Genomic DNA, 23,219 nt, shown 5'->3' with positions numbered 1-23,219 from the left:
CTCTCCGGTGCGCGACAGCGCGCTTTAAGCTTTGGCTGATAGCTGTGGCAGCAATTCTGTCAAGGCTGTTACCAGATGGTCCATCTGCGACTCAGTGTTGTAGCCCTGCACCGAAACCCGCACGATGCTGTGATCCTGCCAGTCAAAGCAGGGGATTTCGATGTGGTAGTCGTCATAAAGCCGGGTTTTCAGCACGGCTGTATCGCAGCGCGGCACCGGCATCGACACCATTTGTGGCGCGCAAAACTCCGGGCTGCTCAGCGCAGGCAGACCCGTCAGCGCGCGCACCCGCGCGGCGGTGTCTTGGGCAAGGCTTTGGCAGGCTTTGGCAACCCTGTCCCAATCGTGATCTTGGCGGAATTGCAGCGCTGCAGGCACGCTCAGCCAAGCCGAAGGGTCGCGCGTGCCCTGCATTTCCAAACCGTCGATGAACGGCGAATTGCCGAACACGCCTTTGGTGCCGGGGATTTTTGCGTCTGCTGTCCAGCCGTGACTGATCACCAGCGGGTCCAGCATCGCTTGCAATTCGGGGCGGACATGCAGAAAGGCCGAGCCCTTCGGGGCCATGATCCATTTGTGGCAGTTGCCAGCGTAGAAATCCGCATCCAGCGCGTCCAGATCCAGCGGAATATGCCCCGGCGTATGCGCTCCGTCGATCACGGTATAGATGCCGCGCTTGCGGGCCTCGGCAACCGAGCGTTCAATCGGGAACACCAAGGCGGTGGCCGAAGTGATATGCGACAGAAACAGCACGCGGGTTTTGTCGGTGAAACCCGCAAGAATGGCGTCGGTGAACTGCGCCTCATTGGTCAGCGGCAGCGGCACGTTGACCACTTTGATCACCGCTCCGGTGTTGCGACAGACATAGGCCCAAGTCTTCTCCAGCGCTGCATATTCGTGATCCGTAGTCAGGATTTCATCGCCGGGTTTAAGGTCCAACGATTGCGCCACGATGTTCAGCGCGTAGGTGGCATTGGTCAGCCCGACGATATTCTCTGCCGAGGTGCCCAAAATCGCGGCCATCGCCACCCGCGCATCGCGCATCCAACCTGACAGACCCCGCGCAGGGTCCAGAAAGGCCACCGGCTGGCTTTCCAGTTGCAGCTGCCATCGCTGATATTCCTCGAAAACCGGCCGAGGGCAGGCCCCGAAAGAGCCGTGGTTCAGGAAGGTCACGTCGGGGCGCAACAGGAAGAAGGCATCAAGGTTTTGCAATTCAGCGCCCTTTCAGGGTCGGATCAAGAGCGTCTCGCAAGCCATCGCCAAACAGGGTGGTCGCAAGCACGGTGATGGCAAGGGCGGCAGTCGGGAACACCGCTAAGTGCCAGTAAAAATACATGAAATTCATCCCGACGTTGATCATCTGCCCCCAACTTGGGATTGGCGGCGGCACGCCAATGCCGAGGAAACTAAGGCTGGCCTCCAGCATCATCGCCAGTGGGATCGCCAGCACAAAACCGACGATGATCGGCGAGATCGCGTTGGGGATCAGGTGGCGGCGGATGATATAGCCGGGGGTTGCCCCCAAAGCCTGCGCGGCGCGGACGAATTCTTTCTGCGCGATGGCTTTGACTTGGGCGCGGACCAGCAGGCAGACCTGCACCCAGCCGAATAGCGCCGCGATCAGCACGATGGTGGCAAAGCCGCCGTTGGTTAATGCGCCCAGCAGCATCGCGGCCAACAGGGGTGGCACCACCGAAAACAACTCGATCAGCCGCATCACGCACCAATCGGCGCGGCCACCGTAATAGCCTGCGATGGCCCCCAAAGGGATGCCGATCAGCAGCGAAAACGCCGCTGCGGTGAAGCCAATCGTCAGTGAAACCCGCGCGCCATAGACGATGCGGGTGAAGAAATCACGACCGAGATCATCGACGCCGAACCAGAATTCCGCCTGCGGGAAGGCATAGGCTTGGGTGAGGAATTTCTGGTCCGCATAGCCGGTTTTGCTGATCAGCGGTGCGAAAATTGCCATCAGGATGATCAGCAGCAAGATCGCTCCGGCCACCAAGGCGGCTTTGTTATCGGCAAAGCGCCGCCATGCAAAATAAAGTGGGCTGCGGGGTTTTGGCGCGCTCATTTGCGATCTCCGAACCGGATGCGGGGATTGAGCAGCGCATAAATGATGTCGGAAATCAGATAGGCGACGCAAAACATCATGGTGATCATCAGGATCAGTGCCATCTCTAGACTATAGTCGCGCAGCTCGATTGAGCTGACAAAATAGGCACCAAGCCCCGGCACCCGGAACATCGCCTCGACGAAAATTGAGCCTGTGGCCGTGCCAATGAACATCGGCAGGAACACCGTCACCATTGGCAAAGCGGCGTTGCGCAGCACATGTTGGAAGATGATGCGGCGCTCCGACAGCCCCTTGGCGCGCAACACGGTGACGAAGGGTTTGGTCAGCACATCGAGCATGGCAGAGCGAGTGTAGCGTGCATAGGTCGCCATCGGGATCGCGGCATAGGCGATGATCGGCAATATCCAACTGCGGGGTTTGCCCCAACCGCTTGCCGGCAGCCAGTTCAGCCAGACCGCGAACACCATGATCAAGGCCATCGAGATCACAAACACCGGAATCGTCAGCCCCAAAGTGGCGAAGGCCGAGGCGAGATAGTCAATCCAAGTGTTGCGGCGCAGGGCGGCGGCCATGCCGAGCAGGATGCCCAAAGGTGCGCCAATCAGCACGCCTGCGCCGCCCAAGATCAAGCTGGGCGGCCAAGCGCGGCCCAGAAGTTGCAGCACGGTTTCGCCCGGCGATTGGAACGGCACGCCGAAATCGAAATGCAGCACACCCCACATGTATTTGAAATACTGCACATAAAGCGGTTGATCGAGGCCGAGCGAGGCGTTCAGCTTGGCCTTCACCGCATCATTGACCGGCATGTCATTGCCATCAAACGGCCCACCGGGCACCGCGTGCATCATCAGGAAAACGATGATCGAGACCACGGTAAAGGTCAGCGCGATGGAGGCGAGACGGCCCAGAATATAGCGGATCATCGGATCGCCTCCAATCGGTGGCCGGGGGCTATGTCGTGCAATTCGGGGGTGCCGTCTTGCCCGGAAAGCCGGGGCGTTGCGGCCTCGATCTGCACGCGGCTCAGGAAAGTTCTCGCGCGCCGCTCGCGCGGGTTCAGCACCGGAATCGCATCCAGCAGGCTGCGGGTGTAGGGGTGGCGGGCATCGGTGAAGATGGTCTCCGTCGGGGCCTCCTCGACGATCCGGCCTTGGAACATCACCGCGACCTTGTCTGTGAGGGAGCGCACCACCGACAGATCATGGCTGATGAACAGGATCGACAAGCCCATTTCCGCCTGCAAATCCAGCAGGAGATTGATGATCTGCGCCTTCACCGACACGTCCAGCGCCGAGGTCGGCTCGTCCGCAACCAGCACTTGCGGACGCAGGATCAGCGCCCGCGCAATCGCCACACGCTGGCGTTGCCCCCCGGAAAGTTCGTGCGGATAGCGGTTGCCGTAAGAGCGATCAAGGCCGGTTTTCACCAGCATCTCAAGGGCTTGCTCGGTTTGCTCGGAAGCGGTGCCAAGGCCGTGGATATGCAACGGCTCGGCCACGATCTGCGCCAGCGTCATCATCGGGTCCAGCGCGGAATAGCTGTCTTGGAACACCACCTGCATCTTGCGCCGGAATGGCTTCAGCGCGGCATGGCCCAAAGCGGTGATGTCCGTGCCATCGACCAGAATCTGCCCCGCCGAGGGTTCCACCAGCCGCATCGCCATCATGCCAGTGGTGGTTTTTCCCGAACCACTCTCCCCCACCAGCCCCAAGATCTGATTGCGCGGCAGGGTGAGAGAGACGTTGTTCACCGCCAGATGATCGGTGGTGCGGGCGAAAAACCCGCCTGATTGGCGCAACTGATAGGTTTTTGAGACGTTTTTCAACTCCAGCGCTGGGGTCATGCCAGCCTCCAGCATGCCGCAGCGCGGGATTCTGACAGGGCGCGGAACGCCGGGGCTTCGGCGGCGCATTGCGCGTCCGCCACGGCGCAGCGCGGATGAAACGGGCAGCCCGTGGGCGGGTTGGCGGGGTTTGGCGACGCCCCTGCGATCTCAATCAGGCGCTGTTTGCCGGGGGTGCGTCCGGGCATCGAGGCCATCAGCGCCTGCGTATAGGGATGCAAGGGTGCGTCGAAAATATCCTGCACCGGGGCGGTTTCCATCACGCGGCCGCCATACATCACCACAACGCGGTCCACGGTTTCGGCGACCACACCCAGATCATGCGTCACCATGATCAGCGCCATGCCCAGTTCAGCCTGTAACTGCTTGATAAGGTGTAATATCTGCGCCTGAATCGTCACGTCCAACGCCGTGGTCGGCTCATCGGCGAACAGGATTTGTGGGCGGCAGGACAGCGCCATTGCGATCATCGCGCGCTGCAACATGCCGCCGGAAAGCTGGTGTGGATAGCTGTTCAGAATGGCGTCGGGAGTCTTGATTTCCACCCGCGCCAGCAGGGCAGCGGCCTCGGTGGTGGCCGCTGATTTCGACAGATCGCGATGCGCGCGGATGGTTTCTACGATCTGATGGCCAATGGTGAACACCGGATCAAACGCCGTCATCGGGTCTTGGAATACCATCGCCGCGATCCGGCCCCGCACCGCAGCTAGTTGCGTGCGCCCTGCCCGCAACATATCAACGCCGCCGAGTTCAAGCCTATCTGCCACAATCCGCGACGGCGGCTCGCGTAGCAAACGCAGCGCCGCCATGCAGGTGACGGACTTGCCAGAGCCGGATTCTCCAACAATGCCAATGCTTTCGCCCGGCGATACCCGCAAGGATACCCCACGCACCGCCTGCACCACGCCATCGTGTTGCGGAAAACTGACGGTCAGATTTTCGATATTCAGCAGGGTCATTGGCGCTCCGAAAATAGCCCCCCGGATCAGGCCGGGGGGCATGGGGGGTTATTTCGACACATGCGTGTAGAAATACAGCGCCAACTGCCGCAGTGGTGAAAAGCCAAGCTTATTCGGCTTGGTGCCATCGCCCTTGAGGTCCGCCGACACCACCGCGTTGGTGATCGGATGCACCAGCGGCACGAACGAGGCGTTGTCGATCAGCACCTGCTCGGCCTGCTCATAAAGCTTCTCACGGTCTTCCCATTTCGGGGCAGAATCGGCCTTGGCGACCAGATCATCATAGGCTTGCAAATGGTGGTCGTGACGGCCTCCGTTGTAGAAGATGCCGTAGAAGTTTGACGGGTCGAGATAGTCGTATTCATAGGGCGCGAGGAACAGATTGTTCTTCTTCTCCATCATGCCCGCCATCCAGTCTTTCTGCGGCAGGATCTTGATATTCATGGTGATTCCCAGAATATCCTTAAACTGCGCTTGCAGATATTGCAGCATCGGGCCCGAAATTGCGCCGTTATAGCCGCCCTGATCGCGATACCAAATCTCGACCTCTGGGAAGCCTTTGCCATCCGGATAACCCGCATCGGCCATGAATTTCTTGGCTTTTTCCGGGTCAAACACCGCCTGAGAGGTGATTACGTCGTTGTAGCCGGGATAGCCCGGTGGGAGCAGCGATTTGCCGGGAATGGCAAGGTCTTTCAGCACCGTCGAGGTCATCTCATCGCGGTTGATCGCGGCCTGAAATGCTTTGCGGACGTTGATATTGTCGAAGGGCGGCATGTCCAGCCCAAACGAGATGTAGGAGGTCGCAAACACCGCATTCTTGGCGATCTGGCCCGGAAAGCGTTGTTCCACAAACGGAATTTGACCGGCGTTCAGGTAGGAGAAATCTGCCTCGCCTGCCATGAAGGCGGGCAGACCGACCTCTGGCGCACCCAAAGTCGGGTCAATTTCCAACCGATCCACCTGAGGCTGCCACGGCCCGGTGTAGGTCGGGTTCTTCACCAGAACCATCTTGTTGTTGGACTTTTCCCACGATTCGACGATGAACGGGCCAGAGGACACCAGCGTCTCGACATTGGCGGCGTAATCGTCGCCCAGTTTGTCCCAAACGTGTTTCGGCACCGGATACCACAGCGAAACCACGCTTGGCAGATAGGGTTTCGGCGCTGCTGTTTTCACCTCAATCGTCAGATCATCAACGGCTTTGATGCCCAAGGTTGCGACATCTTTCTCGCCCTTGGTCACGGCATCCCAGTTCTCAATCCCGCCGGCATAGCCCCAGTACCAGGCGAAATCATAGCCGGTGGTGGCGGCGCGTTGCAGCGCGAAGATGTAGTCGGAGGCGCGCAAAGGCTCGCCATCCGACCACACCAGACCGGGGCGCAGCTTGAAGGTCCAGGTCAGGCCATCTTCGGATTGCGTCCACGACTCAGCCGCCATCGGGTTCAGCACATAGTCGTTGTCGAAGCTGGTCAGCGGCAGCTGGATGATCTCGGGGTTGCCCGCGCGAGCATAGACGGTTTTCATGTAATCCATATATGTGCCAGAGGTGGTATCCCCCGCACTATATACAGTGGTCTGCGCCGCTATGGGCGTCGTCGCCAGCAGCGTGGCTGTCACCAGCGCCCCCGCGAGTTTCAGGAACTGTCGCATCTATTCCTCCGTGTTGACGCCCGTTTGTGGGCTTTTCATTGGCAGGATGCCCGAGTCTGCCCGGTGCATTTTGACCGCAAGCGTCGGGTGACGTGGGGCCAATTCCAAATGTCTGACAAATTATGAACCGTCGCGCAAGACGCCCGTTGCGATGCGGCGCAGATTTTTCTCAAACGGTTGACCCTGCCCGGCCTGCGGCTATGGTCTGCGGCAAAACAGGCAAAGGATGGCGCGATGACCCCCTCGATTAACCCCGTGAAGCTGGCGAAACTGGCCGAGGTGGCGGTGAATGTCGGCGTGGCCCTGCAGCCGGGGCAGGATCTGATTCTGACCGCCCCGATGACCGCCCTGCCCTTGGTGCGGCTGATCGCGGCGGCAGCCTATCGTGCGGGCGCGGGCGTGGTGACGCCGATTTTCGCGGATGAGGCGATTGCCTTGGCGCGCTATCAGCACGGGCGCGATGCCAGTTTCGACACCGCCCCGAACTGGCTCTACAACGGCATGGCCGAGGCCTTCGCCAACGGTGCCGCCCGGATGGCGATTGTCGGCGACAACCCGATGCTGCTGGCCAATGAAGACCCCACAAAGGTCGCCCGCGCAGGCAAGGCGAACTCGCTCGCCTATCAGCCCGCTTTGGCGAAGATCGCGGGCTTTGATATCAACTGGTCGATTTGCTCCTATCCGGGCGAGGCTTGGGCGCAGCAAATCTTCCCTGAGCTGACCGCAGACGCCGCAGTGCATAAACTCGCCGAGGCGATTTTCGCGGCGTCTCGCGTTGATCAACCCGATCCGGTAGCGGCTTGGGGTGCACATAACGCCGCCCTGCGCACGCGGACCAAATGGCTGAACAGCAAACGCTTTGCGGCCCTGCGCTTCACCGGCCCCGGCACCGATCTGACCGTGGGTTTGGCAGACGGCCATGAATGGCAAGGTGGGGCCTCTACCGCGAAAAACGGTGTCACCTGCAACGCCAATATCCCAACCGAGGAAGTGTTCACCACACCGCACGCGCTGCGCGTGGATGGATTTGTCAGCGCCACCAAACCCTTGGCGCATCAGGGCACATTGATTGAAAACATTCAGGTGCGCTTTGAAGCGGGCCGGATTGTCGAGGCCAAAGCCACCAAGGGCGAGGCGGTTTTGCAGAAGCTGATCGATAGCGACGAGGGTGCGCGCCGCTTAGGCGAGGTGGCGCTGGTGCCACACGGCTCGCCGATCTCTCAATCTGGGCTGTTGTTTTACAACACGCTGTTCGATGAAAACGCCGCCTGCCACATCGCTTTGGGCCAGTGTTATGCCAAGTGTTTCCTGAACGGCGCGGCGCTGACGCCAGAACAGATCGCGGCCCAAGGCGGCAATGCCAGCATGATCCACGTCGATTGGATGATCGGCTCGGGGCAGGTCGATATTGACGGTATCGGCGCGGACGGCGCGGCGGAACCGGTGTTCCGGCGCGGCGAATGGGCTTGAGGTGCGGCATTTGCGGCAGGCCGCTGGGGGTTTCACACCCCCAGACCCCCGTGGGATATTTGAGCCAAGATGAAAGCAAATTTTAGGTAAATCGTTAGCTCTTGCGGCCAGCCCACCGCTATTTCACCTGAAGCGTCTTAAGGTATTCCGCCAATTCCACCAACCGAATCGGCGTCGGCGTCGCAATGCCGTCGCCGCCATCATAAGGCACGGTGTCGCCCTCCAGCAGCGGCGCGAAGTCGGGCATCACACCTTTGCCCTTTTTGCCCGCATAGCCCCAGATCTGCGCCATCACCTTCGTCGTTGGAAACGCGCCCTTGTTGCGCGCGGCAAGGGTGGTCAGATCGGCGGGCTTTTTGCCCAAGCCTGCTGCCGTTTCGCCATCGCCCTTGCCCGTCGGGCCATGACAGGCAGCACAGTAGTCGTTGTAATCATGCGCCCCAGTGGTTTTCTCGGGCGGTTTGCCATACTCGACGCAAGCGAACAGCAAGGCAGAAAGCCCGACGGCGGTGACAACTGGCATGATGTGCATGGCGATCTCCTGATCAGTGGGACGCTTTCTTGCACAGATGCAAAGCGTCTACCTTGACCTATATCAGGATGTCACAACCCGGCCTTTGTCCAGCCGCACCACACGATCCATCCGGGCGGCAAGCTCCATATTATGGGTGGCGATCAGCGCGCTCAGGCCGGTTTCGCGCACCAAAGCCATCAGAGCGGCGAAAACCTGATCCGAGGTGACAGGGTCAAGATTGCCGGTGGGTTCATCGGCCAGCAGCAGTTTCGGCTTATTGGCCAGCGCGCGGCAGAAGGCGACGCGCTGTTGCTCGCCCCCCGACAGCGCGGCCGGGCGGTGACTGGCGCGCGGCAATACCCCGACATGGGCGAGCAGATCGCGCGCGCGGGCTTCCGCTTCTGCCTTCGGCACGCCATTGGCCAACTGCGGGATCACCACGTTTTCAAGCGCGGTGAATTCGGGCAAAAGGTGGTGAAACTGGTAGATGAAGCCCACGTCATTGCGCCGCGCCTCGGTCCGGGCCTTGTCGCCCAAACCCACCATATTGCGCCCGCTCAAAGCCACCGAGCCCTCATCCGGTGTGTCCAAAAGCCCCGCGATATGCAGCAGCGTCGATTTGCCAGCGCCAGAGGGCGCGACCAAAGCAACCACCTCGCCGCGTTTCACCTCTAATGTCGCGCCATGCAGCACCATCACTTCCGACGGCAAACCGCGATTGTAGCATTTCTCAATGCCCGCCAGTTCCAGCGCAAACTCACTCATAACGCAGCGCCTCCACCGGGTTCATCCGGGCGGCACGGCGCGCGGGGAAAATCGTGACGATAAACGACAGCCCCAAAGACAAAGCCATCGCCGAGGCCACATCCCCCAGTTTCAGCTCAGCCGGTAGCGCGTAAATCCCCCTAATCGACGGATCCCAAACATCGCCGCCCGTCACCAGATTGATCAGCGCAACCACATCATCAATATAGGTTGCAAACAGACAGCCGATCGCCACCCCCATCAGCGTGCCGACCACCCCGGTAAACGCGCCGCAGATGAAGAAAATCCGCAGGATCGAGCCTTCGGTGAGGCCCATCGTGCGCAAAATCCCAATGTCGCGGCCTTTGTTTTTCACCAGCATGATCAGGCCGGAAATGATGTTCAGCGTCGAGATCAGCACGAGGATCGACATGATCAGGAACATCACATTGTCTTCTATTTTCAAGGCATTGAGATAACTTCCGGCGCTGTCCATCCAGGTCCACAGCATCGCATCCTGTCCCCCCGCCGCCATCACCGCATCACGGTAGTTGTCGATGGCTTCGGGGTCTGTCACCATCACCTCAAACTCATCGGCGAGATTGTCACGGTTGAAGAACGACTGCGCCTCGGCGAACGGCATATACATCCGGCTTTGGTCGATCAGATAATTGCCCGAGGTGAAGATATAAACCACAGGATAGGCGTTCACCCGCGGGCTCGACCCAAACGGCGATTTCACCCCCGAGGGCGAGATCACCCGCAGTTTGTCGCCCACCGTCACGCCCAAAGTCCGCGCCAAACCAGAGCCAATCGCGATGCCTTGGTCGAAATCATCCAGATTGCCATAAGCATCCGCGCCATCGCCAATACGCGGAATCCGGCGCAGATCGGCCAGCCGCAGCCCGAACACCTCGGCGCCGCTGGACCCCTCGCCAGCCGTCAACATCACCTGACCCTTGATCTGGGGGGCCGCCTCGGTCACTCCGGGCACCGCCGCCAGCTTCGCGGCAATCGCGTCGTAATCGGCAAAACCCTTCACCATCTGGCCATCAGCATCCATATGCCCCGCCGAATACACCGTCACATGCGCGTTCGATCCAAGGAACGTCGACACCAATTCGGTGCGAAACCCCGACCGCACCGCCAGCGTCACGATCAGCGCGAACACCGCCAAAGTGATGCCAATCAGGCTGATCCAAGTCATCACCGACACGCCACCCTCGGCGCGTTTGGCGCGCAAATAGCGCCACGCAATCATGAATTCAAAGCGCGAGAACGGAGAGGTGGAGGCCAAGATGCTGCTCTTTCTTTTTCGCGCCAAACTGCAACGTTACAGCAGCAGGGTCAAGGAACGCTTGTGTGACGCCGCAGACTTGACGCACGCTTGGGTTGCAGGCATCCTGAACGGGCATTTTAGCACACCGGATTACAGCCATGGAAACCTATCGCGGCGTCGAAATCACCGACAGCTATTTCACCGGCCACCCGAGCATGATTTTCTCCACCCTGGTGCGCTCAATCTCGGCAATCTGCCGCTTTGATCGCTCGGTGTACCTGTATTACATCGGTGTCGCGAGCGGCTATGACTATTATTCGGCCCTGGCGCGGCGGATTGATCAGAAAAAGCTCGAGTATCAGACCACCCGCATGAATCTGATCTATCAATCCTCATCCGAGCGGCACACCCGCCAGCTGGAGGCCAATCTGGTTGATCATTTCCAATATATCAAAGCCGACGACCGCGTCTGGAACAGCACCGGCGGCGGCGGCGGGCGGCGCGGATCGGGGCCGCGTTTCTACCTTTACCTCGCCACGTCGCACGCATTTTAGAGACCAGGCTCGCTAAAGTTCAGTCTCCGCGCCCGGCAAAGCCTCTAGCTTCAACTCAGCCGGCGTTTTCCGCCGCAGAATTATATCGCCATTCGGCAGCTTTTCCGGCGCGTGATAGTTCTTCAGATCATCCATCATGCCCAGAATTTCCATCAGCTTCGGCTGCGCCTCTTTCAGCGCCTGCGCCATATCTTGCAGGCTGGGTTCGACCTGCCCCATCATATGGTTGAACAACAGTTCCGCCCCCTGCTGCATCAGGCTCAGCCCCTTGTCCGCATCAGACGGCGGTGGGGTCTGCGCCAAAGCGGGTACAGGCAACAGCATCAGGGCGAAGATGAGATGTTTCATCCCCCGACTATGCCCGGCTTAGGGCACATTTCAAATCACAATGCCAAATCCAGCGTTACCGGAAAGTGGTCAGAGGCGGAAAGCAGCGCATCCGCCAGTTCCGGCACCGCCAGCACGCCGGGATCATTGAACGGATGCCAAATCCGCCATACCGGCTTGCCGGCCGCCAGATCGGGCGAGACCATGATGAAATCCAACAGGGCCTCGAAATAACGCTTCTGCGGTTGCAGCCAGAACCGCGACGAACTCGGGGCCAGCGCATTGGTCTGGGTCAGCGCCATTTCGGCGTGCGGGTCATGCAGCCGGGTCTGCCCACCCTGCCCCAACACAATCTCAATCCCGGAATGGCCGAACAGCTTTTCATATTCGTCCAACCCCGGACCATCGTTGAAATCGCCCATCACGATCAGGCCATCGCCCGCCTCCAACTGCCGATCAATCCGGGCGCGCAGCCACAGACATTCCGCCAACTGCTTGCGTCGGTTCTCAATCGAAATCCGCGTGAACGCGGCATCATCGTCGGCGCTATGCGGCGCCTTCGATTTGGCATGCACCCCGATCAGCCGCAATTCGCCCCCCGATGCGGTCGTCACCGCCAGTTCCAACGGCGGCTTGGAAAACCGCACCAGATCCTCCACCCCATCGCCATTGATATCCAGCCGCAACTGGCTGTCAAAACGCGGAGCCCCCGGCGCGCCGTGGCTCGGGGCCGGATCGCCCTTTGGATCATGCCGCGCGGAGAGCTTGTCGGGATCATACAGAAACGCGATTTCCTGTTCGGTTTCAGAAACATAACCGATCAGCGCCTTGCGCGCCCGCAAGCCATATTTCGCCGCAAAATTCTCCAGCGCCGTCACGGTCGACCTGCGACTGTTGGTATCCGGCGCTTCAATGATCATCACACCGTCAGCATCCAAAGCGGTGAACACAATGCCCAAAGCCGCCAGTTGTTCGCCCCGGGTGATCTTGTAACGCGCCGAATACTCGCGATCCTCCAGCAGATGCCCCCGGTCATCGAACAAAGCGTTGAACCATTCGACGTTGTAGCTAGCCAGTCTGAGCCTTTCGCTCATGCCGCGACCTTGGCCTGAATCTCGTCCCAAGCCGCATTGATCGCGATCAACCGCCGCGTCGCCAGTTGCACCGCTTCGGCAGGCACCCCGCGCGCGATCATCACATCGGGATGGCTGTCTTTCACCGCCGCCCGCCATGCTGCGCGGGCATCGTCGAGGCTAGCCTGATGCGGAATCCCCAAAACATCGTAGGGATCGCGCGGCGCGCCATCGACAAAGCGCCCCCGCAGCACGCGGAAACAGCGGTCATCCAGCCCAAAAATCTGCGCTACTTCGCGTAAAAACGCATCCTCTGCCGGGTGATATTCACCATCCGACATCGCGATCTGGAACAGCCCTTCCAGAATGTCGATCAGCACGTTGCGGTCATCAGCACAGAGCGGCAATCCAGGTTTATTGAACAAAAGTGCGATCTTACGGGCGTAAGAGGCAAACCCCGCCACATCCTGTCGCGCCAAGTTGTACACATGTGCGGCGTTGGCTTCTTCGGCTTTCGAGATCGAAAATATCCGCCGGAACGTCGCCACTTCGTCGCGGGTGACCTCGCCATCCGCCTTGGCCATCTTCGCGCCCAAAGCGATCACCGCGATGGTGAAACCGACCGAGCGTTCCGGCGCCGCGCCGCCACGCAAGCGGTCAAACACAGCCGCCAACCCCTCGCCCGAGGCAAGGGCGGCGATGGCTTCGGTGATGCGGGTCCAGATCGACATGAGGTCAGCTTATCGGTTTCGTTGGCGGCTGTCAGGACAGGAATTTCTGCATCAGCACAAGATCCATAAACCGGCCGAATTTGAAGCCCGCTTCGCGAATGATCGCGATCTCGTGATAGCCAAGGGCTGCATGAAACCGCTGGCCTTCTGGGTTTTCTCCCGACACGCCCGCAATCATCTGATGCGCACCAGCGGCCCGTGCATGATCCTCCACCGCCACCATCAACGCACGCCCCGCGCCCATCCCGCGCGCGTTGGGCGACAGGATCACCGAGTGTTCCATGCAGGTGGCATAGCCGGGGCCGCCGCGAAATTGACTATAGGTCGCAAAGCCTTGCACGCCATTGTTGATGTAAACCAGAAAGCACTCCCGCGCCGCAATCATCGCCAGAAGATCGGCCTCAGACTTCTCGGCCGAGTTGAACGTCACCGCCGTATCGCGGATCCACGGGTTCCACAAAGCCGCCAGTGCAGCCGCATCTTCCGGCAAAGCCGCCCGGATCATTCCAGCACACGCAGCCCATGCGGGGTGGTAAATGTCGCCCGCATCGCCTTCGCTACCCCCGGCACGATCACCACGCGGGCATCCTCAAACACCCCCGTAAGCGCAGCTTTCAACGCCCGCGCCTCGGGATGCGCAATCTCAAACCGCTGCAACCGCACGCCACTTTCCGGCAACGCCCGCGCCGGATGCAAAGCTCCCGCCCATTCGATCAAAGCCGGGAAGCAGCCGTCAAACGGCAGCTTGCCATCGGCGGGCACCGCCATCTGCCAACGGTAATCGCCGCGCTGCAACGCCACCGGAATCCCTACCCCAGCCGGGCTAGCCGCCACCGCAGTGCTTATACTATCACAACATGCAACCCAGTTTGTGAGCCTTGGACCGCCTTGAAAATTGTCTAAATCAAACCATCGCGGCCAAACCGGGGCGACCTGCGCCGGGTCTGCCGCGATCACCTCCAGATACAAATCGCCAAGCCCCAACAGCCGATTATGCGTCGCCATATGCGGGTGCTGCCCCCCCCCCGCGAGCGCCACGCCCAAAGCCGCCTCGACCGCAGCCACGCCTTCGGCCAAATCCAGCGCCGATACCGCGAGATGATCAAACTGAAGCATCACGCCTTCACCCCCAAAGTGGTTTGCGCCTTCAACGCCTGCGCCAGCGACATAAACCGCGCCTCGGCCACCTCGCCAAATAGCCCGCGACCTTCTTCGGTCAGTTGCAGTTCCAACAGCCGCGTCGCAGGCTGCCAGACAAGCCGCCCCGCCCGCCCCGGATCGCCGACCGAAAACATCGCGCCAAACCGCATTGCTTTGCCTAAGACCTCGGCATCCTGCAATTCATCCTCGCGCAGCAGCTTGAACAGTGGCTCCATCCGCGAGCCGTTGCGGCTGTTTTTATAGCGATGCAGCAGCGCCAGCCCCAAAAACACCCGGCCCGGATGATCCAAACCGCCCAAATTCGTCCGTGTTGCATTGTCAAAACACGCCTCGGCACGGTAATCCGGGTGCGCCCGCCATGTCGTATCATGCAGCAAACAAGCCGCCTTGATCAGCCGCAGCCGCTCCTCACTCACCTCGGCGAACAAAGGCAGCAGGAATTCATAGAGCTTCTTGCCAAACCCCGGTATCCGCGACGAGAGCTTCTCTGCCATCCGCGCCGCCTCAATCAGCGGGTCGCGGGCGCGCAGTTTTTCCGGCATCTGCTCAAACAAGAGCCCCTCACGGATGCCGTAAGCCGAGACGTCAATCTCCGACGGTTTCAGCATCTTGATCAGCTCGCGCATCACCTCGCAGGCCAGCGGCACCAGCTCCATTCGCTCCACCCCAGTGCCGGTTTTACTGCGCAGCTGGCTTAGATCGCTGGCGGCAATCCAATCCAGCGTTTCCAGCAAGTCATTGGGCAGCATACGATATTCGTGCAAAACTGTCAGCGGATAGCCGCGCCGCTCCATATCCAAACGCGCGATCACCCGCCACGAGCCGCCGACCAGAAAAATCCGCTCGCCTTCCGAATTCAGCCGCGCCTGACAGTCTTTCAGGATGCTATCAATATGGGCGGCGCGCTTTTTCGGCGTGTCGCCCACCTGCTGCAACCGAAACGGCCCCAGCGGCGTAGAGACCCGTTGCCCCACCGTGCCACCGCCGATTTTCGCCAGTTCCATCGAGTTGCCGCCAATATCGCAGACAATCCCCTTCGCCTCCGGCCAGCCCAAAAGCACGCCCTGCGCCGACAGACGGGCTTCTTCGTCGCCGTCCACCACCCAGATTTTCAACCCAGTTTGCGCCAGCACTTCGGCCTGAAACGCCGGGCCGTCAGACGCCTCACGCGCCGCAGCCGTCGCCACAACCGTCAGCGTTTCAATCCCCATTCCCTTGGCCAGCAACGAGAATCTTTTCAACGCCACCAGCGCCCGCCTGCGCCCTTCTGGATTCAACTTGCCAGTTTCCGCCAGCCCTTTGCCCAGACCGCACATCAGCTTTTCGTTGTAGAAATAGGCCGGGCTCCGCGCCGCGCCATCAAACACCACCATCCGCACCGAGTTTGATCCGACATCAACCACCCCGACGCGGCTTAAGGCCCGCGCCGAAGGGTCGTCAAACAAAGGGCGGCCAAACGGGCCGTGATCGTCGTCATGGTCTTCGGTCATAGGTATTTCCGTTCAGGTCATTCAGCCGCAAATCGTCATGTCGCAGAGGCTTCAGGCAAGGTTTCGAACATCCTTCGCGCCCGCCGTGCCGCGGCCGGACAGCGAAGGATTCTCCATAAAGAAACGGTGACAGTTGAAAGCGCTGCCGTCCACAGGCACCTGCTCGCGCTTGTAAGCGCCGCCGGGTTGCAACACCCAGGATTGCGTCTCATCGGCGAGATTGGCCGCCATAATCTGTCCGACAATCTGCGCCTGCACGGTTGGATTGTGGATTTCCACCAAGGTTTCCACCCGCCGCGTCAGATTGCGCCCCATCCAATCCGCCGAGGAGATAAACACCCGCGCCTGTTTGGAGGGCAAGCCATGACCATTGCCAAAGCAGATGATCCGACTGTGCTCTAGGAATCGCCCAACGATGGATTTCACCCGAATATTCTCGGACAAGCCTTTGATTCCGGGGCGAACACCGCAAATCCCGCGCACCACAAGGCTGATCTTCACCCCGGCTTTGGAGGCCGCATAAAACGCGTCAATCACATCCGGGTCGATCAGAGAATTGACCTTGCCCCAGATTTCCGCAGGTCGCCCGGCGCGGGCATGATCCGCCTCGGTGGCAATCATCTCCAGCAGCCGCGATTTCAGGGTGAACGGTGAAATTGCAAGGTTTTCAAGCCCTTGCGGCTCGACATAGCCCGACAGATAGTTGAACACCCGCGTCGCATCGCGCCCCAGAGCGGCATCGCAGGTGAAGAAACTCAGGTCGGTATACACTTTCGCGGTAATGGGGTGGTAATTCCCGGTGCCATAATGCGTGTAGGTGACCAGATTTTCGCCCTCACGCCGCACCACGGTCGAGATTTTGGCGTGGGTTTTGTAGTTCATAAAGCCATAAACCACATGCGCCCCGGCGCGCTCCAACCGCCGCGATTGCCGGATATTCGCCGCCTCGTCAAACCGCGCTTTCAGCTCAACCAGCGCCGTTACCGACTTGCCCGCCTCCGCCGCCTCACACAAAGCGGCGACAATCGGGCTGTCCCATGACGTGCGATAGAGCGTCTGTTTGATCGCCAGCACATTCGGATCGCGCGCCGCCTGTTCCAGATAATTGATCACCAAATCAAAGGTCTCATAGGGGTGATGCAGCAGAATATCCTTCTGCTTGATCGCCGCAAACAGATCACCATCATGGTCCTGCACTCGTTCCGGCACCCTTGGGGTAAACCGTGGCCACAAAAGATCAGGCCGAGACGACAGCACCAGTTCCTTCAGATCGGCGACGCCCAAAAGCCCGCGCACCTCGACCATTTCATCGGGCGTCACGCCCAGTTCTTCCATGATCAGCGCGCGCAATTCGGGCGGCGCGCCGGAAGACAGCTTCAGCCGGATCACCTCGCCGCGCCTGCGCCGTTTCAGCGCAGTTTCAAACTCGCGCACCAGATCCTCGGCCTCGTCTTCGACCTCAAGATCACTATCGCGCAGCACCCTGAACAGGCAATGCCCGCGGTCGGTGTAGCCCGGAAACAGCATATCCAGATGGATCAGCAGCAGTTCTTCCAGCGGCAAAAACCGATATTCGCCATCCTTGTCGGGCAGTCGCACGAAGCGCGCGATCTGCTGCGGGATCGGCAAAAGCGCCTGCAGGCTGCGATGATCGGTCTCGCGCTCCAACTGCAAGGCCAGCGAAAACCCAGTGTTCGGGATGAACGGAAACGGGTGCGCCGGGTCAATCGCGAGGGGCGACAAAACCGGGAACACCTTGTTCAGAAAGTGATCTTCCAAAAATTTCAGATCGCGCACTGTCAGTTTAGAGCGCGTCAGCAGCGTGATCCCCTGCACATCCATCAGCTTTTTCAGCTTGTTGAACACCGCCTGCTGAGTGTGCATCAAGCGCCGGGCATTGGCATGGATCAGCGTCAACTGTTCGGCAGCCGAGCGACCATCTTCCGACGGAGTCATGTTCCGCGCCCGCACCTTTGCGCGCAGACCCGCCACCCGCACGGTGTAAAATTCATCCAAGTTTGTCGCCGAGATCGACAAAAACCGCAGCCGTTCCAGCAGCGGCACGGCGGGGTTTGACGCCTCATCCAGCACCCGCCAGTTGAACGCCAACCAGCTGAGTTCGCGGTTGAAAAACCGACGCGGGCCGGTGATGTCGGCCTCGGGCACCTCAACAGCGGCGGGGAAGTCGTGCTTTAGAAAATCGGATTGGGTCATCGGGCCTTCATGCTGATCAAAGGTAACGCATCGGTGACATAGTCTCACCCCGCCTGCGCCAAGTCCAGCACCTCGGCGGCCAATGCCCGCGTCACCGGGCGGCCCAAAGCCAGCGCGCGGGCGTCGAGAAACTTCACCCATTCGCGCGCGGCGGCAATCGAGCGGTCCATCCGCGACACAAGGTAAGAGATCAGGTTCGGCGGCACCACGATCTGACGGTCGGCGAACAGCTTGATCAGCACCGCCGACAGCAGCAGATCATCCGGCGGATTTAACTGCGCCACGGGTGCCGCCTGCATCCGGCTCAGCAGATCCGGCAATCCCAGCCGCCAATCGCGCGGCGCACTCGCCGCCGTCACCAACAGCCCGCGCCCATTCAGCAGATTGTGCAGATGGAACAACGCCACCTCAGCCTCGCGGTCGCCCGCAATCGTGTCCGCATCCTCGACCGCCACCGGGCCCTGCGCCAGATCGTGCAGATCGGTTTCCAGCAGTTTGGCGGCCGAAATCACCTCAGCCCCCGCCAATGTCGCCCAGATATGCGCCAGATGCGTCTTGCCCGACCCCGCAGGCCCCACCAGCACCAGCTTGCCACCCGGCCAATCCTGCCAAGCCTCTACCGAAGCCAAAGCCTGCGCGTTGGCGGGCGAGGCATAGAAATCCGCCCGCCGAAACGCCTCGCCGCTGGGCAGGTCAAAGGCGAGCTGACGGCTCACGCGTCGTCCTCATCGCCCGGCTGCCCGGTAACCCCTTGATACAACAGGCTCGCCTGATACTGCGCAATTGCAAACCGGATCAGCACCCCCATCGCCGCTGCCACCGGAACCGCCACCAACATGCCAACAAAGCCGAACAAAGACCCGAACACCGACAAAGCAAACATCAGCCAGACCGGATGCAGCCCCACCGATTTGCCCACCAGTTTCGGCGTCAACACATTGCCCTCAAGGAACTGTCCGATGGCGAACACCCCTGCCACCAGACCAATCGACACCCAATCGCCCCAGAACTGGAACAAGGCCAGACCAATCGCCAAAGCCCCGCCGACCAGCGCACCAATATAAGGAATAAAGGTGATCGCGCCCGCAATCGCCCCCACCACCAGCCCAAACTGCAAGCCCACCAGCATCAGCGCGGTGGCATAATACGCGCCCAAGGTCAGACACACCGTCAACTGCCCGCGCACAAACGCCGACAGCGCATCGTTGATTTCCCCCGCCAAGCGCCGTACCACCGGGGCATGATCGCGCGGCAGCATCGCATCAATCCGCGCCACCATATGATCCCAGTCGAGCAGCATATAAAACGTCACCACTGGCACCACGACGATGAACACCACCGCCGACAGCAAACTCAGCGCCGAGGTCAAAACCCCCTGCGCCAGAGCCGCGCCCTTGGCTTGAATAGCCGCGCCAATCTCGGCCAATGTGGTGCGGATGGTCGAGGTGCTATCGGTCAATTCCGGGAATTTCTCGATCATAAAGCCTTGCAAACGCCGGGCAATTTCGGGCGCCGCATTGATTAAAGCCGAGGTTTGCTGGATCAGCGTCGGGATCACCGACAAAACCAAAAGCACCATCGCGAGCAGGCCCACCAGCGTGATCACCGTGGTTGCCGCCACGCGACTTAATCCCCAGCGCTGCAACCTATCCGCCACCGGGTCCAGAAAATACGCCAGCGCACCGCCAACCAAAAAAGGCAGCATCACCGAGCCCAGCAAAAGCAGCAGCGCAAACAACACCAGCAAAGCGATGCACCAGTATTTCACCTGCTCGCGCACCGGATGTGCCATGTCATCGCCCCTTTTCGCTCGCCAGACATATCGCCTTTGGAGGCTTGCGTTGCAAGGGGGCGGGCATGGCGCGGCAGGCTTTCCCCCGCTGCAAGCCAGCCTAAGCGCGCCAAAAATCCCATAAGCACGCGCTTATGCCCGCAAGACTAAGCCGCAGGTCAATAGAATCTCCTGCCAGAGCCTGACATCTCAGGCCATGCCCCAGCCGCAACACCGCGGCGAAGGGCTTGCCAATCTCTGGCACATTCACGATCAAAAGGACGATCCGATGACCCGCACTTTGCTTCTGACCCTTGCCCTGCTTGCTGCCCCGTTTGCCGCCTCTGCGATGCCCGCCGTGGGCGATATCGTCGGCACCAACGCCGACACTGCCAAGGCTGCGCTGGAAAAAGCTGGCTGCCCCGTCAACGCCTTTGAATCCGAAGATGGCAAGATCGAAGCCATTTGCACCGACGCCGCCACCTCCAAGAAGATGGATATCACCATCGACCCGGCCAACGGCGCGATTCTGACCATCAAAGGAAGCAACGATTGATGGCACAAGCAGAACTGGGGGGCACCCGCCCCCCGGCCCCGCGCCCACCGATCCTGTGGGATCGCATCGTGCGCATCAGCCATTGGGGCATCGTCATCGTCATTCTGGCCAATGAGGTCTTCACCAAGGGCGGCAGTCCGGTGCATGTCTGGTTTGGCTGGGGCGGGCTGGTCTTGCTGGTGTTGCGCATGGCTTGGGGCATCGTAGGCAACCCGGAAGCCCGGTTTTCTGCCTTCCCGCCCAATCCCTTAGCCGCCATCGGCCATGTAAAACAGCTTTTTGTGGGCAAACCGCGCAGCTACGCCTCACACAACCCGGCCGGGGCACTGATGGCCTATGCCTTATGGGCCTGCATCGCTGTCATGGTGGCGACGGGTTTGACCATGTCCGGCCCCAATCCCTTCGCGGTGGCCGAACGCCAAGCCATTATCGACAGTGGAGATTGGTCGCAGCTTGTGAAAACCGCCGATGCAGGCGAGGGTGGCGAGGAGGAAGGCTCTGGTTGGGTGAAAGACGTGCACGAAATTACCGCCAACCTGATCCTGCTTTTGGTGGCGCTGCATATTGGCGGCGTGATCGTGGAAAGCGTGATGATGCGACACAATCTGGTTCCAGCAATGCTGGTGGGACGCCGCAAAGATAAATTCGGGAAGTAAGCAGCCGATGACCTTTCTCAGCGGATTGAAAGACAGCAAGGGCGGCCGCCCCGCCGTGCTTGCGCTGGTGGTGCTGTTGCAAACCTCGGCGGCGGTGTTTTTTGTCGCCAATGCCCTGTCGGAATGGGGGGAAGATGGCTTCGGCCCGCAACTGTGGATGCAAACGCTGGTGACACTGTCGCTGATCTTGGGGGTGGCCTTGGGTGCCTTGGAACTGCGCCGCGCGCTTAACCATCAGCAGGACCAAGACGCCACCATCGCCAAGGCCAGTGGTGAAATGCATCAGGTGGTGCAGCGCCAGTTTGATACATGGCAACTCAGCAAAGCCGAGCGCGACGTGGCCTATCTCGCGCTGAAGGGCCTCGACGTGGCGGAAATCGCCTCTGCCCGCAACGCCGCCCCCGGCACCGTGCGCGCCCAGCTTTCCGCGATCTATGGCAAGGCTGGCATCAGTGGCCGCGCCCAATTCGCCGCCCATTTCGTCGAGGATTTGCTGGCCGAAGGCTTGCCCGGCGATCCTCCACTGGTCTGATCCAGCGGCACAGCGCCTTTTGGCACCTTCGGTTTGCACCAAACGCGGTGCGGCCATTGGTAAAGAAACTCTGAATACGCCATTGTAACCCATTGAAAACAATAAATCGGATAGCGTGTCCACGCGTGGACAACCGCTTGCCGCCGCAAAGCCCGCCCCCAAACCCGCCGCTTGCCTGCCCCCCCTCAACCCGTTAGGAAAGCCCAAACCCTATCTCATGAGGCCGCGATGCGCGTTTCCCGTTACTTTATGCCCGTCCTGAAGGAAAACCCCGCCGAGGCGCAGATCGTCTCGCACCGCTACATGCTGCGGGCGGGAATGATCAAACAGCAAGCCGCTGGGATCTATTCATGGCTGCCCTTGGGCCTGCGGGTGCTGAACCGCATCCAACAGATCGTGAACGAGGAACAAGAGCGCGCGGGTCACATTCCCCTGCTGATGCCCACCCTGCAACCGGCTGATCTGTGGCGCGAATCCGGCCGCTACGACGACTACGGTCAGGAAATGCTGCGCATCAAGGATCGTCAGGATCGCGAGATGCTCTATGGCCCGACCAACGAGGAAATGATCACCGACATCTTCCGCGCCCATGTCAACAGCTACAAAGACTTGCCGCTGACCCTCTATCACATCCAGTGGAAGTTCCGCGACGAGATGCGACCACGTTTCGGCGTGATGCGGGGCCGCGAGTTCCTGATGAAAGACGGCTATAACTTTGACGTCGACAAAGCCGCCGCCTTGCACGCCTACAACCGCCATATGGTCAGCTACCTGCGCACCTATGAACGCATGGGCCTGACCGCGATCCCGATGCGCGCCGATTCCGGCCCGATTGGCGGTGAGGATACCCATGAGTTTCTGGTGCTGGCCGCAACTGGCGAATCCGAGGTATTCTTCGACAGCGCCGTGACCGAGCTGCGGCTTGGCAAGCGTGAGGTCGATTACGACAACCGCGAGGAAGTCGCAAACGTCTGCAAAGAATTCACCACCCTCTACGCCCGCACCGATGAGACCCACGATGCAGCCCTGTTCGACGCCATCCCCGAAGACCGCCGCAAGGTGGCGCGGGGGATCGAAGTGGGGCAGATCTTCTACTTCGGCACCAAATACTCCGAAGCCATGGGTGCCACGGTCGTCACCGCAGATGGGTCGAAAGTTCCGGTCGAGATGGGCTCACACGGCATCGGCGTCTCCCGCTTGCTCGGCGCGATCATTGAGGCAAGCCACGACGACAAGGGCATCATCTGGCCCGAAGGCGTCACCCCGTTCCCGGTTGGCATCGTCAATCTGAAACAAGGCGATGCCGCAGCCGATGCCGCCTGCGAGGGCCTTTATAAGGCCCTCAAAGCGCAGGGCCTTGAGGCGCTCTACGATGACCGCGAAGAACGCGCCGGGGCGAAATTCGCCACGATGGACCTGATCGGCCTGCCGTGGCGCATCACCGTCGGGCCAAGAGGCTTGGCGAATGGCTTGGTTGAACTAACCTCGCGCCGCACCGGGGTTTCGGAAGAACTCACGCCAGAAGCCGCCGTCGCCCGGATTGCCGAGATTTACGCAGGCGTCTGAGCCTAACATTCCATCGCAAATGCCTTATGTCCTGTGCAAACCG

At 60.4% G+C, this 23,219-nt stretch carries 24 protein-coding genes; 6 read left to right on the top strand and 18 right to left on the bottom strand.

The window, feature by feature from the left end; genetic code table 11:
* Positions 1 to 24: 24 nt before the first annotated feature.
* The 6 genes from AKV04_RS17440 to AKV04_RS17415 are packed head-to-tail and all read right to left on the bottom strand — an operon-like array spanning position 25 to position 6,538.
* Positions 25 to 1,215: an aminotransferase class V-fold PLP-dependent enzyme gene (locus AKV04_RS17440; RefSeq protein WP_054007689.1), complete on the bottom strand. Its 1,191-nt coding sequence runs from the start codon at positions 1,213 to 1,215 to the stop codon at positions 25 to 27.
* A 1-nt stretch (position 1,216) separates the two neighbouring features.
* Positions 1,217 to 2,080 carry an ABC transporter permease gene (locus AKV04_RS17435; protein WP_054007688.1) on the bottom strand — a complete coding sequence of 288 codons (864 nt, stop codon included), beginning with the start codon at positions 2,078 to 2,080 and terminating at the stop codon, positions 1,217 to 1,219.
* On the bottom strand, positions 2,077 to 3,006 hold the full coding sequence (locus AKV04_RS17430) for an ABC transporter permease (RefSeq protein ID WP_054007687.1): 930 nt from the start codon (positions 3,004 to 3,006) through the stop codon (positions 2,077 to 2,079). The genes AKV04_RS17435 and AKV04_RS17430 overlap by 4 nt, the downstream gene beginning before the upstream one ends.
* Positions 3,003 to 3,926, bottom strand: a complete 924-nt coding sequence (locus AKV04_RS17425; RefSeq protein ID WP_054007713.1) for an ATP-binding cassette domain-containing protein — start codon at positions 3,924 to 3,926, stop codon at positions 3,003 to 3,005. Before AKV04_RS17425 ends, AKV04_RS17430 begins: the two co-directional genes overlap by 4 nt.
* Positions 3,923 to 4,885, bottom strand: a complete 963-nt coding sequence (locus tag AKV04_RS17420; RefSeq protein WP_054007712.1) for an ABC transporter ATP-binding protein — start codon at positions 4,883 to 4,885, stop codon at positions 3,923 to 3,925. The genes AKV04_RS17425 and AKV04_RS17420 overlap by 4 nt, the downstream gene beginning before the upstream one ends.
* 48 nt (positions 4,886 to 4,933) lie before the next feature.
* Positions 4,934 to 6,538 carry a peptide ABC transporter substrate-binding protein gene (locus tag AKV04_RS17415; protein WP_054007686.1) on the bottom strand — a complete coding sequence of 535 codons (1,605 nt, stop codon included), beginning with the start codon at positions 6,536 to 6,538 and terminating at the stop codon, positions 4,934 to 4,936.
* Between the two features lie 234 nt (positions 6,539 to 6,772).
* On the opposite strand from AKV04_RS17415, the gene AKV04_RS17410 reads away from it, so the two are divergent.
* Complete coding sequence (locus AKV04_RS17410) at positions 6,773 to 8,008, top strand: aminopeptidase (RefSeq protein ID WP_054007685.1); 1,236 nt, start codon at positions 6,773 to 6,775, stop codon at positions 8,006 to 8,008.
* Positions 8,009 to 8,126: 118 nt separating this feature from the next.
* On the opposite strand, the gene AKV04_RS17405 is transcribed toward AKV04_RS17410, so the two are convergent.
* From AKV04_RS17405 to AKV04_RS17395, 3 genes are all read right to left on the bottom strand, one after another.
* Positions 8,127 to 8,540, bottom strand: a complete 414-nt coding sequence (locus AKV04_RS17405) for a c-type cytochrome (RefSeq protein ID WP_054007684.1) — start codon at positions 8,538 to 8,540, stop codon at positions 8,127 to 8,129.
* Positions 8,541 to 8,603: 63 nt separating this feature from the next.
* Entirely contained in the window at positions 8,604 to 9,287 is a 684-nt protein-coding gene (locus AKV04_RS17400) for an ABC transporter ATP-binding protein (RefSeq protein WP_054007683.1), read from the bottom strand.
* Positions 9,280 to 10,566 carry a lipoprotein-releasing ABC transporter permease subunit gene (locus AKV04_RS17395; RefSeq protein ID WP_407638465.1) on the bottom strand — a complete coding sequence of 429 codons (1,287 nt, stop codon included), beginning with the start codon at positions 10,564 to 10,566 and terminating at the stop codon, positions 9,280 to 9,282. Before AKV04_RS17395 ends, AKV04_RS17400 begins: the two co-directional genes overlap by 8 nt.
* 137 nt (positions 10,567 to 10,703) lie before the next feature.
* Between AKV04_RS17395 and AKV04_RS17390 the strand changes: the two genes are divergently transcribed.
* Positions 10,704 to 11,099 carry a hypothetical protein gene (locus AKV04_RS17390; protein ID WP_054007681.1) on the top strand — a complete coding sequence of 132 codons (396 nt, stop codon included), beginning with the start codon at positions 10,704 to 10,706 and terminating at the stop codon, positions 11,097 to 11,099.
* 12 nt (positions 11,100 to 11,111) lie between these two features.
* On the opposite strand, the gene AKV04_RS17385 is transcribed toward AKV04_RS17390, so the two are convergent.
* From AKV04_RS17385 to AKV04_RS17345, 9 genes are read right to left on the bottom strand one after another with little or no spacing between them, the layout of a single operon-like run.
* A complete protein-coding gene (locus tag AKV04_RS17385) occupies positions 11,112 to 11,447 on the bottom strand; it encodes a GAT domain-containing protein (protein ID WP_054007680.1) in 336 nt (111 codons plus the stop codon).
* A gap of 35 nt (positions 11,448 to 11,482) precedes the next feature.
* The gene (locus AKV04_RS17380) at positions 11,483 to 12,520 is read right to left on the bottom strand and encodes an endonuclease/exonuclease/phosphatase family protein (protein WP_054007679.1); all 1,038 of its coding nucleotides are present in this window, start codon (positions 12,518 to 12,520) and stop codon (positions 11,483 to 11,485) included.
* Entirely contained in the window at positions 12,517 to 13,230 is a 714-nt protein-coding gene (locus tag AKV04_RS17375; RefSeq protein WP_054007678.1) for a tellurite resistance TerB family protein, read from the bottom strand. The genes AKV04_RS17380 and AKV04_RS17375 overlap by 4 nt, the downstream gene beginning before the upstream one ends.
* 31 nt (positions 13,231 to 13,261) lie before the next feature.
* Entirely contained in the window at positions 13,262 to 13,735 is a 474-nt protein-coding gene (locus AKV04_RS17370; RefSeq protein ID WP_054007677.1) for a GNAT family N-acetyltransferase, read from the bottom strand.
* A complete protein-coding gene (locus AKV04_RS17365; protein ID WP_054007676.1) occupies positions 13,732 to 14,346 on the bottom strand; it encodes a VOC family protein in 615 nt (204 codons plus the stop codon). Before AKV04_RS17365 ends, AKV04_RS17370 begins: the two co-directional genes overlap by 4 nt.
* Positions 14,346 to 15,881 (bottom strand): Ppx/GppA family phosphatase, encoded by a 1,536-nt coding sequence (locus tag AKV04_RS17360; protein WP_054007675.1) that lies wholly within the window; start codon positions 15,879 to 15,881, stop codon positions 14,346 to 14,348. The genes AKV04_RS17365 and AKV04_RS17360 overlap by 1 nt, the downstream gene beginning before the upstream one ends.
* Positions 15,882 to 15,932: 51 nt before the next feature.
* A complete protein-coding gene (locus AKV04_RS17355; protein WP_054007674.1) occupies positions 15,933 to 18,095 on the bottom strand; it encodes an RNA degradosome polyphosphate kinase in 2,163 nt (720 codons plus the stop codon).
* 44 nt (positions 18,096 to 18,139) lie between these two features.
* Positions 18,140 to 18,811 carry a P-loop NTPase family protein gene (locus tag AKV04_RS17350; protein ID WP_054007673.1) on the bottom strand — a complete coding sequence of 224 codons (672 nt, stop codon included), beginning with the start codon at positions 18,809 to 18,811 and terminating at the stop codon, positions 18,140 to 18,142.
* Positions 18,808 to 19,887 carry an AI-2E family transporter gene (locus tag AKV04_RS17345; protein ID WP_054007672.1) on the bottom strand — a complete coding sequence of 360 codons (1,080 nt, stop codon included), beginning with the start codon at positions 19,885 to 19,887 and terminating at the stop codon, positions 18,808 to 18,810. Before AKV04_RS17345 ends, AKV04_RS17350 begins: the two co-directional genes overlap by 4 nt.
* A gap of 268 nt (positions 19,888 to 20,155) precedes the next feature.
* On the opposite strand from AKV04_RS17345, the gene AKV04_RS17340 reads away from it, so the two are divergent.
* The 4 genes from AKV04_RS17340 to proS all read left to right on the top strand — a co-directional run bounded on the left by AKV04_RS17340 (position 20,156) and on the right by proS (position 23,176).
* Positions 20,156 to 20,422, top strand: coding sequence for a PepSY domain-containing protein (locus AKV04_RS17340; RefSeq protein WP_054007711.1), 267 nt, complete (start codon positions 20,156 to 20,158; stop codon positions 20,420 to 20,422).
* A complete protein-coding gene (locus tag AKV04_RS17335; protein WP_054007671.1) occupies positions 20,422 to 21,078 on the top strand; it encodes a cytochrome b/b6 domain-containing protein in 657 nt (218 codons plus the stop codon). Before AKV04_RS17340 ends, AKV04_RS17335 begins: the two co-directional genes overlap by 1 nt.
* Before the next feature lie 7 nt (positions 21,079 to 21,085).
* Positions 21,086 to 21,610, top strand: a complete 525-nt coding sequence (locus AKV04_RS17330; RefSeq protein ID WP_054007670.1) for a helix-turn-helix transcriptional regulator — start codon at positions 21,086 to 21,088, stop codon at positions 21,608 to 21,610.
* A 228-nt stretch (positions 21,611 to 21,838) separates the two neighbouring features.
* Positions 21,839 to 23,176 (top strand): proline--tRNA ligase, encoded by a 1,338-nt coding sequence (proS, locus tag AKV04_RS17325; protein ID WP_054007669.1) that lies wholly within the window; start codon positions 21,839 to 21,841, stop codon positions 23,174 to 23,176.
* Positions 23,177 to 23,219 lie beyond the last annotated feature (43 nt).

Origin of the sequence: Cypionkella psychrotolerans (assembly GCF_001294535.1) — a bacterium.
Lineage (GTDB): Bacteria > Pseudomonadota > Alphaproteobacteria > Rhodobacterales > Rhodobacteraceae > Cypionkella > Cypionkella psychrotolerans.
The sequence above is the reverse complement of the archived record's forward strand: the minus strand, read 5'-3'. Positions and strand labels throughout refer to the sequence as shown.

Bases quoted from the DNA above. Each gene is read 5' to 3' on its own strand.
- AKV04_RS17415 (WP_054007686.1), bottom strand. From the start codon at position 6,538: ATGCGACAGTTCCTGAAACTCGCGGGGGCGCTGGTGACAGCCACGCTG.
- AKV04_RS17425 (WP_054007713.1), bottom strand. From the start codon at position 3,926: ATGACCCCAGCGCTGGAGTTGAAAAACGTCTCAAAAACCTATCAGTTG.
- AKV04_RS17330 (WP_054007670.1), top strand. From the start codon at position 21,086: ATGACCTTTCTCAGCGGATTGAAAGACAGCAAGGGCGGCCGCCCCGCC.
- AKV04_RS17405 (WP_054007684.1), bottom strand. From the start codon at position 8,540: ATGCACATCATGCCAGTTGTCACCGCCGTCGGGCTTTCTGCCTTGCTG.
- AKV04_RS17375 (WP_054007678.1), bottom strand. From the start codon at position 13,230: ATGTCGATCTGGACCCGCATCACCGAAGCCATCGCCGCCCTTGCCTCG.
- AKV04_RS17400 (WP_054007683.1), bottom strand. From the start codon at position 9,287: ATGAGTGAGTTTGCGCTGGAACTGGCGGGCATTGAGAAATGCTACAAT.
- AKV04_RS17410 (WP_054007685.1), top strand. From the start codon at position 6,773: ATGACCCCCTCGATTAACCCCGTGAAGCTGGCGAAACTGGCCGAGGTG.
- AKV04_RS17355 (WP_054007674.1), bottom strand. From the start codon at position 18,095: ATGACCCAATCCGATTTTCTAAAGCACGACTTCCCCGCCGCTGTTGAG.
- AKV04_RS17335 (WP_054007671.1), top strand. From the start codon at position 20,422: ATGGCACAAGCAGAACTGGGGGGCACCCGCCCCCCGGCCCCGCGCCCA.
- AKV04_RS17340 (WP_054007711.1), top strand. From the start codon at position 20,156: ATGACCCGCACTTTGCTTCTGACCCTTGCCCTGCTTGCTGCCCCGTTT.
- AKV04_RS17430 (WP_054007687.1), bottom strand. From the start codon at position 3,006: ATGATCCGCTATATTCTGGGCCGTCTCGCCTCCATCGCGCTGACCTTT.
- AKV04_RS17365 (WP_054007676.1), bottom strand. From the start codon at position 14,346: ATGCTTCAGTTTGATCATCTCGCGGTATCGGCGCTGGATTTGGCCGAA.
- AKV04_RS17380 (WP_054007679.1), bottom strand. From the start codon at position 12,520: ATGAGCGAAAGGCTCAGACTGGCTAGCTACAACGTCGAATGGTTCAAC.
- AKV04_RS17385 (WP_054007680.1), bottom strand. From the start codon at position 11,447: ATGAAACATCTCATCTTCGCCCTGATGCTGTTGCCTGTACCCGCTTTG.
- AKV04_RS17345 (WP_054007672.1), bottom strand. From the start codon at position 19,887: ATGGCACATCCGGTGCGCGAGCAGGTGAAATACTGGTGCATCGCTTTG.
- AKV04_RS17370 (WP_054007677.1), bottom strand. From the start codon at position 13,735: ATGATCCGGGCGGCTTTGCCGGAAGATGCGGCTGCACTGGCGGCTTTG.
- AKV04_RS17435 (WP_054007688.1), bottom strand. From the start codon at position 2,080: ATGAGCGCGCCAAAACCCCGCAGCCCACTTTATTTTGCATGGCGGCGC.
- AKV04_RS17360 (WP_054007675.1), bottom strand. From the start codon at position 15,881: ATGACCGAAGACCATGACGACGATCACGGCCCGTTTGGCCGCCCTTTG.
- AKV04_RS17390 (WP_054007681.1), top strand. From the start codon at position 10,704: ATGGAAACCTATCGCGGCGTCGAAATCACCGACAGCTATTTCACCGGC.
- proS (WP_054007669.1), top strand. From the start codon at position 21,839: ATGCGCGTTTCCCGTTACTTTATGCCCGTCCTGAAGGAAAACCCCGCC.
- AKV04_RS17420 (WP_054007712.1), bottom strand. From the start codon at position 4,885: ATGACCCTGCTGAATATCGAAAATCTGACCGTCAGTTTTCCGCAACAC.